Raw genomic sequence first — 17,117 nt, 5'->3', positions numbered from 1 at the left:
CACTCCTTATTCAACATCAGGATATTCTTTTCTCAATTGGTCAATTGTTTTTAAAAAGATTGAAGGTGCTGGAACTTTAAAATCTAGTTCCTCACCAGTAGTGGGATGTTTAAAGCCTAATTCCGCAGCATGCAAAAACTGACCATTTCCCTTAATTGTTTTCTTTGGACCATATAATGGATCACCCACAAGGGGATGATCGATATACTTCATGTGAACCCTAATCTGATGAGTTCTTCCCGTTTCTAATTGACATTCCACAAGCGTGTACTTACCGCCAAAGCGCTCTAGAACATGAAAATGTGTTATAGCAGGCCTTCCTCCAGTAATAACAGCCTGCTTTTTGCGATCCTTTGTTGACCTTCCAATGGGGGCGTCAATTGTCCCATAACTTTCTTTAATATTACCATGAACTAATGCAAGATATTTTCTTCGGTTCGTTTTTTCCTTTAGTTGCTTCGATAATGATTTATGGGCAACATCGGTTTTTGCTACCATTAGTAACCCAGAAGTATCCTTATCAATTCGATGAACAATTCCAGGACGAACTGTTCCATTAATGGATGAAAGTTTTGTATGATACAACAACGCATTTACTAAGGTATGATCGGGATGTCCAGGAGCCGGATGAACTACCATTCCTTGAGGCTTATTAACCACGATAACTTGATCATCTTCATAAACAATATCTAATGGAATATCTTGTGGAGTTAAATCTAATGGTTTTGGTTCAGGAATTGCAATTTGAATTAAATCACCGATTTTTGATTTATACTTTGGTTTCTCCTTCTTTTCATTAACCAAAATTAAGTGTTCTTTGATGAGTTCATTGGCTCTGCTACGGCTTAAGTCTTCATAATGATCTGCAACTAGTTTATCTAGTCTTTCATTCTTTCTTGTAACTTCAAATTCTCTATTCTGCATGTTTTTCACTTTCAGGTTTTGCCAATAAAATAACTAAAAATAACACAATTACTCCAATCGTTACACATGAATCAGCAACGTTAAAAATAGGAAAATTAATAAAATCTAACTGAATCATGTCAGTAACGGAGCCCACCAAAAAACGATCCAATAGATTTCCAATGGTTCCTGCCAGCATTAACGTTAAACCAATTAGATAACCAGTATGGTTTCTTTCAAAGTAAATGAAAAACAAAAAAACGAAAACAGCAATAACTGCAATGATCTCAAAAATAAATGATTTTCCTGAAAGAAAACTCCAGGCTGCTCCAGTATTATTAATGTTAGTGAGCGAAAGAATTCCAGGAATTACTGAAATGTCTCTTCCCGTTGGAATATTTAAACGAATCCATGACTTTGAAACCTGATCAAGGGTAAGTAAAAGAACAAACAGTAAAGCAGTAAGTATCCAAATTAAGATTCTATTTTTAGAATAAGCCAGTGATTTTTTCATTTTTATCAATATCCATTCCAATGGCAGCGGGATGTTTTGGTAAACCAGGCATAGTAATAACTTTTCCAGCCATGGCAACAATATATCCAGCACCTAATTTAGGCAATAATTCGGTAATATGCAAGGTAAATCCACTTGGATCACCCAGCTTTTGAGGATCATCAGACAAAGAGTATTGAGTTTTGGAAATACAAATTGAGAGTTTATCCCATCCATTTTTTTGAATGTCCTTCAATTGTCCCTTTGCTTTTGACGATAAGACCACGTCACCAGCGCCATAAATCTTTTTAGCAACTTTATTTATTTTATCTGTCAAATTATCTTCATTACTGTAAACTCGCTTAAGTGAATCATCATTATCAACCAATTTGGTTAATTTTTGTGCTAAATCAATTGAACCCTTGCCACCTTCAATAAATGATTTACTAATTCCATGTTCAACCCCTAAATCTTCCAAATGACGATTTAACCATTGAATTTCTTCAGGTGAGTCATCATTAAATTGGTTTATGGCAACGATTACAGGCTTATTAAAGGATTTCATAGCTCGAATGTGATGATCCAAATTTTTGACTCCCTTTTTTAAAGCGTCAACATCTGGGCTTGATAACTCTGATTTGGCTAATCCACCATTAAACTTTAGTGCTCTAATTGAAGCTACGACTACCACCGCACTTGGATCAACATTTAAATGTGGTGAAACCAGATCCATGAATTTTTCTCCACCAAGATCTGATCCGAACCCAGACTCAGTTAAGGTATAATCAGCAACCTTCATAGCTGTATTAGTAGCTTGAACACTGTTACAACCCATTGCTAAATTGGCGAAAGGGCCTCCATGAATAAAGGCAGGAGTATGTTCTAAGGTTTGAACTAAATTAGGGTTAATGGCGTCCTTTAAGATAATGGTTAACGCACTCTCAGCCCCCAGGTCAGAAACGAAAACAGGCTTATTTTCATAAGTATATCCAATTAAAATATTCTTAATTCGATGTTTTAAGTCGTTTAAATCAGTTGATAAACACAAAATTGCCATTAATTCACTGGCAGCAGTAATTTCAAAATGTTCTTCTCGTGGAACTCCTGACTTTGAACCACCTAGGCCAATTACCATATTACGCAATTCGCGATCATTAACATCCATGGCTCGATGCCATTGAATTTTACGCGGATCAAGGTTTAATTTATTTCCTTGGTAAATCGAATTATCAATTAAGGCAGCCAACGTGTTGTTAGCTGAGGTTAGAGCATGAATATCGCCAGTAAAATTAAGGTTGATGTTAACCATGGGTTCAACTTGAGCGAATCCACCGCCAGCTGCTCCACCTTTCATTCCCATTACGGGACCCATTGATGGTTCACGCAATGCAATTGCAACCTTCTTGTTTAATTGATTTAATGCATCACCAAGTCCAATTAAGACTGTTGATTTTCCTTCTCCTGCAGGAGTTGGATTAATTGCTGTTACAAGGATTAACTTTTTCTTGGTACCTTGGTCAGGAGTATCACTTGAAACTTTGGCCATGTATTTCCCATAGGGATTTACCTTACTCTCTGGGATGGAAAGCTTACTAGCAATTGATTGAATTGGCTTTAACTTACTCTCTTGTGATATTTCAATATCTGTCTTCATTAAATCACCTTCTATTAGCATGCTATTTATTGTTTAATGCTTCGCTCAATTCGATTGTTGAATTATTAGGAAGAACAAATGTATATTTCTTATTTTTGTAATTAAAAGATAGCTGAAACCTTTTTAATTGAACGTTACTAATATCTTTGATATTCATTTTAATTCCTCGGGGATGAAATACACTTCGTAATGTCAGAGTATCTCCTACTAATATTAATTTTCTAAAATGAATTTGAATCCATGATAATAAAATAAAAGCAATGAAAAAGCCTAACGTAATCTCTTGAAAATGAGTTATTTCAAGCCAAATAATAACTCCGATCAATAAAACAATAAGAGTCCAACTCCAGCAGATGATACTAGTAGTAATATTTGGCTGATACAAAAACTTTCTCTTTTGAGTTATCATAATTTAAACCTCTTTAAATGAATGGAGTAATTAACTCATGTATAAATTATATTCAGATGCAGCAATTAAGCCTCAAAGTCACCAATGTGGGATTGGAATTTTAATCGTTCATAAGCAAGAACAATTACAAATTAAGAAACAATGTAAAGCAAAAGACAATCACGTTGGCGAATTTAAAGCCTGTATTGAAGCTTTAAAAGTCCTTCAACATCATTTAAGACATTCCGGTAAGATACCAGGAAACGTAACCGTATTATACTACACTGATAGTTCAATTTTGAGTGACAGTATTAATAAACAGTATGCAAAACACTATCAAAAATATATTGATCAAATTATTGAATTAGAAAGCCATTTTGCGTTTGTTTTAACTAAATGGATTCCTGATAATCAAAACATGGGTGCTCATGAATTAGCATTTCAGGCTCTTCATTCTAGCTGATGTAGTTAGAAATAGGCTTTTCGTACATCTTCCAATCAGGATGACCACCAAAAATAGCCGATCCCGCTAATAATTTACCAATCATAGGACCAGTGGTTAGTCCCGAGGAACCTAGTCCACTTCCAATCAATACATTATCATGATTAGGAACAATTCCAAAAAACGGAGCAAAATCATTAGTGTAAGCCCTCGTTCCAACTTTACTCAGTATAATATCAGTTGAGTTTAATCCTGAGACCAAGTTTTGAGCCGAATCGATTAACTGGTTATCAACGCTTGCTTCTTTGCTTAAATCAAATTCTTTATTATCATCATGAGTGGCCCCAACAATTAGTTTTCCATGTCCTAGTGGGATAAAATCATATTCTCCTTCAGGCATCATCACTGGCATGCTTTCATGATCGGGAAAATCAGGAACTTTAAGTTCAACTAATTGTCCCTTTTGTGGTCTCACATGAACTTTTACATTCAAAGGTTGCATTGTTTCCTTGACCCATGCTCCTGTAGCAACAATAATTCGGTCAAACTCAAATGATTGCTCTTTAAAAGAAATGGTATGATCATTAATTAGTCTTGCTCTTCCATCATGAACCGTAAGATTATTTTTTTTCGCAATTGAAATGAGATGTTGACAAAAGAGTGCACCATTAATCCGACTTCCTCCTGACACCAAAACACCAGACTTCGGGTTGGTCAGAATTGGAATTTGAGATTGAATCGCTTTCCGATCTAATTTTTGGATCTTGCCCATTTCTGGAGTAACTTGGGCTCGTTCTTTGGCAAAAAGATATAATTCATCTAAATTACTTTCGTCTTCTCTTGTAATAATTGTTCCGCAATGATCAAAAATTTCCGAATTCATATGAGTGTCATTAGCAATTTCAGGAATCAATTTAGCTCCAGCCTTTGCTAAGTTATACCATTGCTTATTTCTACGTTTTGACAACCATGGAGATATAATTCCAGAGGCGGCTTTGGTAGCTTGACCGTAACTATCATCAAACATTACCACGTCACGTTCGTCAGCATTTGGCATTTGACTCAAATAATATGCAGCAGTAGAACCAACGATTCCACCACCGATAATCGCAATTCGTTTTCTCAATTACTTTTTCCCTTTCTTATTGAAATTTTGTTAAGCCCAGTACTGGAAATAATCTGTTCTGATTCTTCCATTATATAATTTACGTCTCTTAGTAGCTTTCTTACCATATTCTTTTTCAAAGTTCAAATCACTTGTGAGATAGTACTTAGACCAAGTCTTCATGGGGATGAAGACTTTTCCCATTTCATGGTAGAGTTGGGCGACTTCTTTTGAGTCTCCCATTCTTTGTCCATAAGGTGGATTAGTTACAAGCACACCATCTTGTTTATCAGTATGAAAATCTTGAACTGCAACCTGTTTGAACTGAATATCATGAAGTAGACCAGCTTCTTCTGCATTTACTTTAGCATAATTAACCATCTGCTCATTAACATCGGAGGCCATGATATCAAATTGAGAATCATAGTCAGCTTTGGCATCCGCTTCAGCACGAATTTTTTTAACAAGTTCAGGATCGACCCAATCCCAGTCTTCAAAAACAAATTCGCGATTGTATCCAGGAGCTATATTTCTAGCAATTAATGCTGCCTCAATTGGGATGGTACCAGAACCACACATTGGATCAAGAAACGGCATTTCTTCTGGGTGCCAGTTGGTTAAGAGAATTAGTGCGGCAGCCATATTTTCTTTTAAAGGAGCTTCTCCCTTGGCAACTCGATAACCACGCTTAAATAAACTTGGACCAGTAGTATCTAGGGTGTCCATAACCTCATCTTTATTTACACGAACTTCTAATGGATACAATGATCCTGATTCAGGAAGTCGGGTTCTTCGATGATAAAACTTGCTAATCTTTTCAACAATGGCCTTCTTAGTAATGGCTTGAATATCGGGAACACTGTGTAAAGAAGACTTTTGGGAACGACCTTCAACGGGGAACTTTCCGTCCATTGGAATTAAGTCTTCCCAATCTAAACTTTTAGTTTTTTCAAACAACTCATCAAAAGTAGTCGCCCTAAAACGACCCACGATGATTTTAATTCGATCAGCCGTTCTTAACCATAGATTCGTTCTAATAATATCGGAAACGGTTCCTGTAAATAGAACCATTCCGTTTCTGACTTCGGGTTCATATCCTAAGTCTCGTAATTCATTTCCAACTAGTCCTTCTAGCCCAGCTGAACATGTTGCCATTAAATTAAATTTTTTCATTTTATTCATTCCCTTTTTATATAAAAAAAGAGTGGGAAAATCCCACTCAACCTGAAAAACGGTACAGGCCCCTGTAAGCCATGTTTTGTGCTTAACCACAACTTCAGGACAAAGTGATTAAGTAGTAATCATCTATCTCAAGAACATAATGTTCTTCCCCCACACTTGGTTCAATTTCCGTGTGTGAAGCTCCCCTACCAAAGTTTGGGTTTCCCGCTCGCGGGGTTTACTGCGTTCCAATAATTTGATTTCTCAAATTAGTCGTTTCTGTGGCACTTTATGAAATACTAAAGCATAGTAACAATAACCTTAGCTCGTTCTTTCGCCGTAATCAACTTAATGATTCCTCGGCTTATTTTTTCACCGAGCACGAACACTACAAGCATCTCAGCTTGTGCGAGAGTGGACTTTCCTCAGCCAACATTCATTGACCGCGATTACTCAGGACCTGTACCAAGTATTTAAAATCTATTGGAATTATCTGAATCCTCACCGTAAACACGGCGTTCCAGACTAGATAAACGTTTTAAGATATCCATGTCAGTAGGATTCTGACTTTGAGCCGGCTGATTTGAAGGTTGTGCTTTAGGTGCTTCTTGTTTAGCCGGCTCATTATTTGTTTCTTCAGGTGCACGTTGCTTTTGAGAACTTGGACGTTCCACAGGACGTTGTGTACTCTGTGCACCAGAACCCATTGATACTTGGCGTGTTAACTCATCAACTTTTAACTTAAGATCTTGATTTTCTTGATCTAATTGATCAATCTCACGTTGAAAAGTTTCATAGTCTTTAATGATACTATCTAAAAAAGTATCAACTTCTGCAGGATCATATCCCCGCATTTTCTGCTTAAATTCTTTTTGTAGAATTTGTTTTGGAGTAAAATTAATATTTTCCATTAATACACACCTCACCAATCATTTCCGCATATATTTATTTTAACAGAATTAAAACTAAAAGTCATCATTTAAATTGCGTTCGTAATCATCAGCAATATCTTGTAACTGATCAAAATCAATTAGCTGCAATGGATAGGCATGGCTTTGTTGAAATTGTTGAATTGCCTGATAATCATACTTAGTTTTACCTTCATTTTCTGGATCATACACCAATAAAGCTTGATCCGTGTGTGTTAACATAAATCGTTGATAATTTTTTAATTGTTTGGGTGAATCATATAGATGGTTACTTACTGAATCAGAAAAGTCTGATTTGGTAATGGTTTGGTTCAATTTTGCTTGATTATCTTCATTCCAATTTGACCCAAACTTTTTAAATGGTAGCATTACTGCTAACTGGAACTCATGGGGATATTTTTGCTGTAATTCTTTAGCAACATCAACTGTCCACTGTTCAATGCCAAGTTGACCCCCAGTAATAATCCAATCACAACCACTCTCAATTAATTGAGAAAGCTGATCCGATAATGCTTGTTTGATAATTTTTAACTTTGGATCATCATTTTGAAATATTCCTAGTTCATAACTTCGATATCCTGATACCCAAACGCGACTCATTTCTTGTCACCCTTCAATATTTATTTCTACAAATTACTTACTATTGCTATAATATATTACGTATATGTTAACATGATTGATCTAATATAATGGATTGAGGCCATAAAATGAATTTCCACTATCCAAATGGTAGTTCTTTCAAGAATACCAACAAATCAAAACAACTTAATCTTTCGAAGAATTCCTCCATTAATTATGGAGATCGTGGGATGTCACTTGAAGCAGAATTAAACCAAAGTAATGAATACTATTTAGATGAAGATATTGCGGTTGTACATAAAAAACCAACTCCAATTCAAATTGTTAATGTTGACTACCCCAAGCGAAGTGCTGCTGTGATTAAGGAAGCATATTTTCAACACGCGTCCACTACTGATTACAATGGAGTTTATCGTGGTAAGTACATTGATTTTGATGCCAAGGAAACTACCAGTAATACATCTTTTCCCCTTAGTAATTTTCATGAGCATCAAATTGAACACATGAGGAAATGCACTCAATTAGGTGGAATTACCTTTGCAATGATAAAATTTGTTAAAAGTAATGAGCTTTTTGTCTTAGCGGGACCAAATTTATTTTATTATTGGGATCGGCAAAATAATGGTGGCAGAAAATCAATTTCTAAAACAGAATTACAAGATAACGCATACCAAATTAAGTATCACTTTCAACCACTGATTCCATACCTCAGTGCAGTTGATCATATTATCGATGACAGGAACAACATATAAAGGAGATATCTAATGGCCGATTCAAATGAAAATGCGTCCAGGGTGCAAAAGTTTCAGCATCGTAAGGGACCCCAAAAGAAAAAAATGAAGTTATGGAAAAAAATTATTTTATGGATTTTAGCCATAATTGTTGCCATGGTGATTTTTGGGGCTGGGCTTTTTACCTATTACGCTTCAAGTGCGCCGAAAATATCCTATAATACCCTTTCAAGTGATAATTCAACAACGATTTATGATTCAAAAGGAAAGGTCATTTCACGTTTAGGAGCTCAAAATCGAGACTATGTAAAGCAGGACCAAATTCCTGATAATTTAAAGAATGCAATCATTTCAATTGAAGATCGACATTTCTACAAAGATCATGGAGTTGATCCAGCCAGAATTGTTGAAGCCGCCTTTTCAAATATTCGTGGTAACGGTGGCCTTCAAGGTGGGAGTACTTTAACGCAACAACTAGTTAAATTATCAGTATTTTCCACTAAAGCATCTGATCAAACAATCAAACGTAAAGCTCAGGAAGCATGGTTAGCTGTTAAGGTAGATCATGATTACAGTAAACAACAAATTCTAGAATTTTATATCAATAAAGTATATATGGGTAATAATGCCTATGGAATGCAGACTGCTTCTGATTTTTACTTTAATAAGCCATTAAACAAAATCAATCTTTCTCAGACTGCTTTTCTAGCTGGTCTCCCTCAAGCTCCTGTACAATATAATCCATACACGAATCCTAAACTTGCTACGGATCGTCGTAACCAAGTTTTGGAAGCCATGGCTAGTAATAAAGTGATTACTAGAGAACAAGCCAATCAAGCTGAACAAACGAGTATTACAGATGGTTTAGCAAAAAAGCACACTGCAAACTCTTCTCCGGATATGAAGAATGAAAAATATGCTGACGCTTATATTCAGCAAGTTGTCCAAGAATTAGATCAAAAGGGTTACAAACTAAATGCTGGTAATAAAGTTTATACCAATTTAAACATGGATGATCAAAAGCAAATGTACAATTTAGCTAATAATCCGACTTCCCCAGTTCAATTCCCTAACAACAACTTCCAAATTGGTGCAACTATGGTTAATTCTAACAATGGTAAAGTTGTTTCAATGCTAGGGTCACGAAAACAAAAAATTGCATTTGGTTTGAATCGAGCTGTTCAAACCGATCGATCAAGTGGTTCAACCATGAAGCCATTAATGGATTATGGTCCAGCCATTGAGTATTTGAAGTGGCCAACCTATCAAGCAGTTCAAGATACACCATTTACTTATCCTGGAACCAACAAAGAATTACAAGATTTTGACAATAAACATGAAGGAACTATTACCATGAGAAAGGCATTAGTTGAATCACGTAATATTCCTGCGATCAGAACTTTACAACAAGTTGGAATTCAAAGATCTCAAGATTTCTTGTCAGGGTTAGGTATGACATTCGATAAACCCCTTGAACTTCAAAACGGGATTGGTGCATATATTTCTTCAGAACAAGAAGCAGCTGCCTATGCTGCGTTTGCTAATGGTGGTACCTACTACAAGCCATACCTTATTAATAAAGTGGTCAATGTTAACGGAGCTGAAAAGAAGTTTAGTTCCAAGGGACATCGCGCAATGTCACAAGATACTGCCTTTATGATGAATGACATGCTTAAGGGAGTTATGACATCTTCAAATGGATCAGGAACTGCTGCTAAAATCCCTGGACTTTATGAAGCTGGAAAGACTGGAACGACACAATACCCTGATGATTGGATTAAGCGAGTTCCAAATCAAGCTTCTATGGACTCATGGTTTACTGGATACACTAAGAACTTGTCCCTTTCAATTTGGACTGGATATGACCATCAATTTAAACCAGGAAATTATATTTCAGAACAACAAACCAGAATTGCACAAACCTACTATAAGGAAATGATGTCTCAAGCCTCTGTTGGACAACCTAATATTGATTGGCAGAAGCCAGATAATGTGGTTGAGACACGGCGCGATGGTGTAAATGAGTACTATATTGAAGGACACATGGGAACTGCAGTATCTGCTAATAATAACGCTAGTCAGTCTGGACAAGCTTCCAAAAATCGTTCGGTAGTTTCCAACTCATCAAGTTCAAAGAATTCAAGTAGTTCATCATCTGATAGCAATTCAAGCAGTTCAAGTCAAACCTCATCTGGATCAAGTTCTAAAGTTGAAGAACCAAATAATCAGTCTTCTTCTGAATCGTCTTCTAGTGAGAATAATCAAAGTAGTACCAATTCAACCACTGCTTCAAGTAATGATAATAACCAAAACGCTAGTTCGTCATCTAGCCAATAATTTTAAATAAATAACTGATTAAGACTCGCCGTTTCGATGGTTTGAGTCTTTTTTTATTTTTGTTTTATTAAGTTAAAGTAACTTTTAACTTTTTACTAATATTTACCTCCATTTAAACAAAAAAGGACCAAACTTCAAAGTTTGGTCCTTTTTTACTTGTTATCTTTGATTATCAATCTTAAAAATAGGAATATTCTGATTAGGCTTTCGCTTATTCTTACTTTCTATTCCCTTTTGTCGGCGCTCATTTGCCTGCTGCACCTGAGCAGCCGTTTTAATATTTTGATGTTGCCAATTTAACAAGATTCGATCCATATATTTCAAACTATATACCTGACTTAAAACCGACTCTTTCAGCGCCAATTCAATAATCTCCGGTGAATAATGATCTTGATCAATCCATTGATTAATCATTTCAAGTTCAATGGAAGACAAAGGTCGCCCAAATTCTTCTTGAATTTTTTTAAAGAGCCCCTTACGTTCTTTAACTGTATCATTTTGCTTATTTCGTTCTTGTTGTGATCGGTTACCTGTTTTGATATTAGTCTTTGAATCAATTAGCTTATCAATCTTACTGTTCAACAAATTAAATTTATACTCATCTTCACCAGACTTAGTGCTGGAAATACTAATAATATTCTTAGAAACCAACTGATGCAACAAATTATAAATATCATTTTCACTAATCCCAGTTGCTTGCGATAGCTTTTTGGCACTTGGAAAAAGATTTCCTTGTGAGCGAGCTAAAACTAACTCCAAAAAGATCACTAATTCTGAAGGATTCATACCTAATTCAGCAAAATGTTGTAATAAAAAACCTGACACACTAATCGATCCATAGTCCAAATAACGTTCTAAATTTTCACTCATGTTATTCCTCCTATAATGATCGATCACTACAAATTATTGATGGTTTGAACAATTCTTCCTGTTTTATAATCGACAGTTACATAATTTAACCGTTTATTCTGATTCCAATAAGAAACCACCCAGGCTGGCTTATTTTGATAAATTGCCAGCCCCGCGTTAATAATCTTAGTGGCTTTCCCAATCTTTTGAGCAGCCCGCTCAGCTTCTTGTTGGTTAATTCCATTCTTTTGCGTAACAACTTGCATGCTTTTACCGTTCTTAGGCAAAATAGCGTAAGCATATTGGTTTTGTTTATCATATCCGCCAACTGAATAGTACGTTTGGTTTAAATTAGAAGAATAGAAATGATTAATGTTATGAAAACCAGCACTATTTTCGGCTACCGTAGTAACGTGAGATCGTGCATGTAATAGTGGAGCTTTGGCAGCATGAAAGAAAAGGATAATTCCAACTACAATTAGAACAATAATTGTAATCATTATCCATCGCATTCGATGAGTTTTTTTTCGTTTTAATTGTTCTCTGTACATGATATTCCTCTTTTACTAGCTTTTACATGCCCCATTATAGCAAACTTTACTAACCGATTAGTTAATTAATTTCTTTCTTTAAAGAAATCTTGACCATCTTTAACGATCTCTGAAATGGAGCCAGTTTTAATTGGTAATCCTTGCGGAAGAGCATCAATAATTTGCTTCCCATAACGCTTATCAATTAAGCGGCTGTCAAGAAAATTAATCACACCATAATCCGTTGCACTTCTAATTAGACGGCCAACGCCTTGTTTGGTCTTAATGATAGCTTCCGGTAAATCGAAATTATAAAATGGATTTTTATTTTGACCCTTAAGAAACTTAGCCCGACTCGAAACCACCGGGTTATTAGGAGAATCAAATGGAATCCTGGTAATGATAAGTTGTTTTAACAAATTATCAGGAAAATTAACACCTTCAAAGTAGCCATTAGCCCCTAAGATGACAGGAACCGAATCTTTTACAGATTCAAATCGTTTAACAATTTTTTCTTGACTACCAGAAACCCCCGCTGCCTGAATCATAAACTTACCATTATTACTATGACTTAATCTATCATAAACTTTCTTCAAAATATCAAGTGAATTAAATAAAACTAACGTCGGAACTGAATTAGCACTAATAAGTTTCCAAATCGAATTAGCTAAATAAGCAATGTATTCATCATTTTCTCCATTGGGTGGCATTGGGGTCGTCTGTGAAATCATCATTTCAGCCTGGTTAGCATAATCAAAAGACGACTTTAATCGCTTCATCCTGGTATCAGACCGATTCAAATCTAATTGATCAAAAATATATTGTGATTTTTTCGATGTAAATAAAGTCGACCCAGTAAAAATAATCGGTTGAAAATACTGATAAACATTTTCTTTTAATTTGCTTTTGGAATCAAAATCACCAGTTAGCAATATTACATGGTTAGTATCTAAATCTTCGGTATAATGAATCCAATAAAAATGTGATTTCTCACTAACCTTCTGCTTAATTTTATCCACGTCAATTCCATCAATATAATTAATAATGGTAAGCAAATGACGTTCAAACTTCTCAATGAGTACCTTATCAGAAATGGTCCATCGATTCTTTTCTTTCTGAATTAATGTCTTAAAAGCATTAATAAATTTTTTTAATTTGAGATTAATACTAGTCAAATGCTTAATTTGACCCTGATGAGACTGAATAAACTTCAATAAGTTTTGGGCAGAAATAGCCATCTCCGCACGTCTAGTCTCAACTGGTTTCATAAATTCTGTTCTGAAATCCTGTAATACTAATTGGTTCGTATCAAAAACAGCATCTAACTGTGAATCAAGTCTGTTGAGTCGGTTTAATTCATCAATATCGTCAGAAAAAATTTCGTTCAGGTTAAGTCCATGAGTTTGAAATAAATCATTCTTAACTCTTCCAATGTTTTTCTTCAATACATTAAACTTAACTAACTTTTCCTGTGATGAAAAAGCAATATCAGCTAACTTATGAGCTTCATCAACCACTAAGTACGGTTTGGAATTCATATGATCACTTAGCTGCTGACCATTTTCAAACAGATAGTTATGATTAACTAAAACAATATCAGCATGTTCCACTCGCTTAAACTGAGCTGCTAAAAAGTCAGCATCCCGAAACGAATTATTCTTTCCATTCGCCACGTGCGAACTTTGATAATTAATCTGATCAATAAATGGAACCTCATTAGGAAGATTGAGCTCATCTAAATCACCCGTACTCGTCTCAGTCAGCCAAACTAAAATTCTAGCCTTCATAAATTGAGATTGCTTAGATTTATCATGGAATTGGAGAGTTTTACTAAAACGTTCCAGATTAATGTAATGATTAACTCCCTTTAAAAGAGCAACGTCAAAACTAGTATTCAGTAAGGGTTCTAATTGATCTTTGATGGTAGCGTATAACTGTTCTTGTAATCCATTAGTGGATGTACTAACAACCAGTTGTTCTCCATCATTAATTAGATACGACATGGGTACCAGGTAGCCCAACGTCTTCCCACTGCCTGTGGGAGCTTCTATTAATAAATTATAGGTTGGCTTTTCATTTTCATGATAATTATTATAAATGAGGTTCATCATTTTACTCTGTGAACTACGCCAATCTAACTTACCACTAAATTGTTTCTCTTTTTGCTTCTTGATTTTGGGATATTTGGTTAAGTTATGTTCTGAAATAGAATAAGATGCTGTCTGATTTTTTAATGCAATGCCATTTACTACTACATACTGAGAAGCCAAATTACTCAAATGTTTTCGTTTCATTTGCTCTCGATCAGCAATAAATTCTACGGTATCCCGCGGAAGATCAGGATTAACTTTGAGTATACTTTGCACCGTGATTAACGGTAACTTTTCAATCTTATTCATAATCGTTAGAAGTAAATGAGCCGTAGCATCAGCATCACTCTTAGAAGAATGTGGATGAGTATGCGAGATACCAAAATGATGACTCAGATCTTTTAAACGATAACCGTTTAATTCCGGAAAGAAAATCTGACTTAGGGTAACGGTATCAATTGCCTTAATATTTAATTCTGGGTATCCAACTCTTTCTAATTCAGCATTTAAAAAGGGAAAATCAAAGTTAACGTTATGAGCAACAAAAACGGTGCCACTTAAAATCTTATAGATATGGGCAGCAACCTGATCAAACGACGGTGCCCCTTTAATAGTTTGCGAATTAATTCCGGTTAAATGAGTAATATCTTTGGGAATGGCTTCACCATTATTAACATAAGTTGAATAGGAATCGATAACTTGCCCACCTTGAACAAAAGTACAACTAAATTGAATGATTTTGTCACCACTTGAAACATCCGTTCCGGTTGTTTCCATATCGACTACTGCATATTTTGTATTCTTGGGCACAAGTATCACCTACCTTTAAAACTAACTTCACTATAATATTACTACATTTACCTTAATTTTTATATAAACCAATATTTAATCATTAGTAAAGTATTCCAAAAGATATTGGTCATTCAATAAATTATGATAAAATAGGTATGTTTGGAAAGTGGGCGATTGAAATATGAACATGACTGCAACCGGGTTGAGTCATGCAAAGATAATTTTTCTAGGGGAACATAGCGCGGTCTATCAAAAGCCTGCGATTGTTTTTCCTGTGCCTCAAATCAAGGCCAAAGCCATCATCAGTTCTGACGGCCATAACCAATTGAATAGTAAGTACTATAGTGGTCCAATTAGTACGTTGCCATCTTCAATGAACGGTCTACAGACACTTATTAACCAACTTAACAAGCTCTTAAACCGTAACAACGATCCAATTGATATCGAAATTGATAGTGAGATCCCCCTTGGAAGAGGAATGGGCTCATCGGCGGCCACTGCTAGTGCCGTAACCAGAGCCTTCTTTAACTTCTTTAAACAACCCATCAGTCAAAAACAACTCAAAAGTTTTACTGATGTGGAAGAAAAGATCACCCATGGCAATCCCAGTGGCATTGACGCCAAGACGGTTAGTTCTATTAAACCCATCTTATTTGAAAAAGGCCAATTCTATGACTTCCCTGTTTCAACGCGGGGCCAACTTATCATCGCGGATACTGGGGTATCTAGTAATACATCCACGGCCGTTGCCATGGTAAGAGATGAAATGGATCGTCACTTTCAAAGTACAAGTGAATTAATCGACGACCTTGGCAATTTAGTTGAATCCGCCAAAAGTTCATTGCAATCCAATCAACTAGAACAAACTGGTAAGTTAATGAATTTAGCACAAGATGATCTTACCAAACTTGGCGTCAGTTCGGTTGAGATTAATACCCTAGTAAATGCAGCTAATCAGGCTGGAGCACTGGGAGCCAAGCTAACCGGAAGTGGACTAGGTGGATGTATTATCGCCCTCTCAGCATCCACAACTACAACCGAACAAATTAAGACCGCTCTTAAACAAAATGGTGCGCACGGAGTTTGGATCCAATCATTAAACGAAATGAAGTAAGGAGATTTGTTATGTCCGACAATACTAATATAAATAGAACCCAAAAGGCTCGTGCTCATACTAATATTGCACTAATCAAATACTGGGGAAAAGCTGATGAGCAACTTATTATACCCGAAGATAACAGTCTCTCATTGACATTAAAAGATTTTTATACTGATACTGAAGTTCGTTTTGATAAAGATTTAACGGCAGATGAAATTGTCTTTAACAATCATTTGATGAACAAAGCAGAAAGTCAGAAAATGATTAACTTTCTCAAAATCGTCAGACAAAAAGCACAGCAAAACATTTTTGCTCACGTTAAAACCCAAAATAACATCCCTACTGCCGCTGGACTGGCATCCTCCGCTTCGGGGTTTGCCGCTTTAGCCGCAGCATCAAGCAAAGCCATTGGATTAGATCTTTCAAGAAAAGACCTTTCCAGGTTAGCACGGCGTGGATCTGGTTCAGCGACACGTTCCATTTTTGGAGGATTCGTTGAATGGGAAAAGGGAAATAATGATCAAACTTCCTTTGCAAAACCAATTGAAGAAAACGTTGATTGGGACGTTAATTTAGTGGCAGTTATTACTAATCGTCACGAAAAGAAAATTTCTAGTCGGAAAGGTATGAAAATTTCTAAAGCAACCTCCCCCTACTACCAAGCTTTTAAACAGGTTACAAGTTGTGATCTGATCACCATGAAAAAGGCCATTAGCAACCATGATTTCGATCTGATGGGACATACTGCTGAAGAAAATGCGATGAAAATGCATGCTCTTACCTTTAGTTCCGATCCATCCTTTACATATTTTAATGGAGATACACTTAAAGCAATACAACTTGTTCATGAACTTAGAAATGAAGGGATTAATTGTTACTTCACTATTGATGCCGGTCCAAATGTAAAAGTTTTAGTTCAACACAATAATCTAAAAAAAGTCATTAGAAAATTTAAAACGGCATTTGGACAATCTAACGTAGTAGCAACCATTCCTGGTCCTGGGATCGAATATTTAAATTAAAGGGAGTAATTAA

The 17,117-nt window shown here is 35.7% G+C and carries 16 protein-coding genes and 1 other RNA gene; 5 read left to right on the top strand and 12 right to left on the bottom strand.

Going from position 1 to position 17,117, the window contains the following annotated elements:
- Positions 1-6: 6 nt before the first annotated feature.
- The 4 genes from FC73_RS00985 to FC73_RS00970 are packed head-to-tail and all read right to left on the bottom strand — an operon-like array spanning position 7 to position 3,459.
- Positions 7-924, bottom strand: a complete 918-nt coding sequence (locus FC73_RS00985; protein ID WP_010021462.1) for an RluA family pseudouridine synthase — start codon at positions 922-924, stop codon at positions 7-9.
- Complete coding sequence (gene lspA / locus FC73_RS00980) at positions 914-1,417, bottom strand: signal peptidase II (protein WP_404825576.1); 504 nt, start codon at positions 1,415-1,417, stop codon at positions 914-916. Before lspA ends, FC73_RS00985 begins: the two co-directional genes overlap by 11 nt.
- Positions 1,392-3,050: a formate--tetrahydrofolate ligase gene (locus FC73_RS00975; RefSeq protein ID WP_010021466.1), complete on the bottom strand. Its 1,659-nt coding sequence runs from the start codon at positions 3,048-3,050 to the stop codon at positions 1,392-1,394. The genes lspA and FC73_RS00975 overlap by 26 nt, the downstream gene beginning before the upstream one ends.
- A gap of 22 nt (positions 3,051-3,072) precedes the next feature.
- A complete protein-coding gene (locus tag FC73_RS00970; protein WP_010021467.1) occupies positions 3,073-3,459 on the bottom strand; it encodes an EbsA family protein in 387 nt (128 codons plus the stop codon).
- Between the two features lie 37 nt (positions 3,460-3,496).
- Between FC73_RS00970 and FC73_RS00965 the strand changes: the two genes are divergently transcribed.
- Positions 3,497-3,901, top strand: coding sequence for a ribonuclease HI family protein (locus FC73_RS00965; protein ID WP_010021468.1), 405 nt, complete (start codon positions 3,497-3,499; stop codon positions 3,899-3,901).
- Here the strand turns inward: FC73_RS00965 and FC73_RS00960 are convergent.
- The 5 genes from FC73_RS00960 to FC73_RS00945 all read right to left on the bottom strand — a co-directional run bounded on the left by FC73_RS00960 (position 3,894) and on the right by FC73_RS00945 (position 7,675).
- Entirely contained in the window at positions 3,894-5,006 is a 1,113-nt protein-coding gene (locus FC73_RS00960) for an NAD(P)/FAD-dependent oxidoreductase (protein ID WP_010021469.1), read from the bottom strand. The two genes, FC73_RS00965 and FC73_RS00960, sit on opposite strands and share 8 nt — an antisense overlap.
- A 30-nt stretch (positions 5,007-5,036) precedes the next feature.
- The gene (locus tag FC73_RS00955; RefSeq protein ID WP_010021470.1) at positions 5,037-6,158 is read right to left on the bottom strand and encodes a THUMP domain-containing class I SAM-dependent RNA methyltransferase; all 1,122 of its coding nucleotides are present in this window, start codon (positions 6,156-6,158) and stop codon (positions 5,037-5,039) included.
- 69 nt (positions 6,159-6,227) lie between these two features.
- Positions 6,228-6,607, bottom strand: an RNA gene (rnpB, locus tag FC73_RS06880) — RNase P RNA component class B.
- Positions 6,608-6,619: 12 nt separating this feature from the next.
- Entirely contained in the window at positions 6,620-7,057 is a 438-nt protein-coding gene (gpsB, locus tag FC73_RS00950; RefSeq protein WP_010021472.1) for a cell division regulator GpsB, read from the bottom strand.
- Positions 7,058-7,111: 54 nt separating this feature from the next.
- Positions 7,112-7,675, bottom strand: a complete 564-nt coding sequence (locus FC73_RS00945) for an SLOG family protein (protein ID WP_010021474.1) — start codon at positions 7,673-7,675, stop codon at positions 7,112-7,114.
- 107 nt (positions 7,676-7,782) lie between these two features.
- Between FC73_RS00945 and recU the strand changes: the two genes are divergently transcribed.
- Entirely contained in the window at positions 7,783-8,406 is a 624-nt protein-coding gene (gene recU, locus FC73_RS00940; RefSeq protein WP_010021475.1) for a Holliday junction resolvase RecU, read from the top strand.
- A gap of 12 nt (positions 8,407-8,418) precedes the next feature.
- Positions 8,419-10,722 (top strand): PBP1A family penicillin-binding protein, encoded by a 2,304-nt coding sequence (locus tag FC73_RS00935; protein WP_056936276.1) that lies wholly within the window; start codon positions 8,419-8,421, stop codon positions 10,720-10,722.
- A gap of 159 nt (positions 10,723-10,881) precedes the next feature.
- On the opposite strand, the gene FC73_RS00930 is transcribed toward FC73_RS00935, so the two are convergent.
- The 3 genes from FC73_RS00930 to FC73_RS00920 form a co-directional block, all read right to left on the bottom strand.
- The gene (locus tag FC73_RS00930; RefSeq protein ID WP_010021477.1) at positions 10,882-11,592 is read right to left on the bottom strand and encodes a DnaD domain protein; all 711 of its coding nucleotides are present in this window, start codon (positions 11,590-11,592) and stop codon (positions 10,882-10,884) included.
- A 26-nt stretch (positions 11,593-11,618) separates the two neighbouring features.
- Entirely contained in the window at positions 11,619-12,122 is a 504-nt protein-coding gene (locus FC73_RS00925; RefSeq protein ID WP_010021480.1) for a cell wall elongation regulator TseB-like domain-containing protein, read from the bottom strand.
- Positions 12,123-12,187: 65 nt separating this feature from the next.
- Positions 12,188-15,001, bottom strand: coding sequence for a helicase C-terminal domain-containing protein (locus FC73_RS00920; RefSeq protein ID WP_010021482.1), 2,814 nt, complete (start codon positions 14,999-15,001; stop codon positions 12,188-12,190).
- A gap of 163 nt (positions 15,002-15,164) precedes the next feature.
- Between FC73_RS00920 and mvk the strand changes: the two genes are divergently transcribed.
- Positions 15,165-16,097, top strand: a complete 933-nt coding sequence (gene mvk, locus FC73_RS00915; RefSeq protein ID WP_010021484.1) for a mevalonate kinase — start codon at positions 15,165-15,167, stop codon at positions 16,095-16,097.
- 11 nt (positions 16,098-16,108) lie between these two features.
- A complete protein-coding gene (gene mvaD, locus FC73_RS00910) occupies positions 16,109-17,104 on the top strand; it encodes a diphosphomevalonate decarboxylase (RefSeq protein ID WP_010021485.1) in 996 nt (331 codons plus the stop codon).
- Positions 17,105-17,117: the final 13 nt, after the last annotated feature.

It is taken from the genome of Fructilactobacillus fructivorans (assembly GCF_001434095.1).
Taxonomy (GTDB): domain Bacteria; phylum Bacillota; class Bacilli; order Lactobacillales; family Lactobacillaceae; genus Fructilactobacillus; species Fructilactobacillus fructivorans.
The sequence above is the reverse complement of the archived record's forward strand: the minus strand, read 5'-3'. Positions and strand labels throughout refer to the sequence as shown.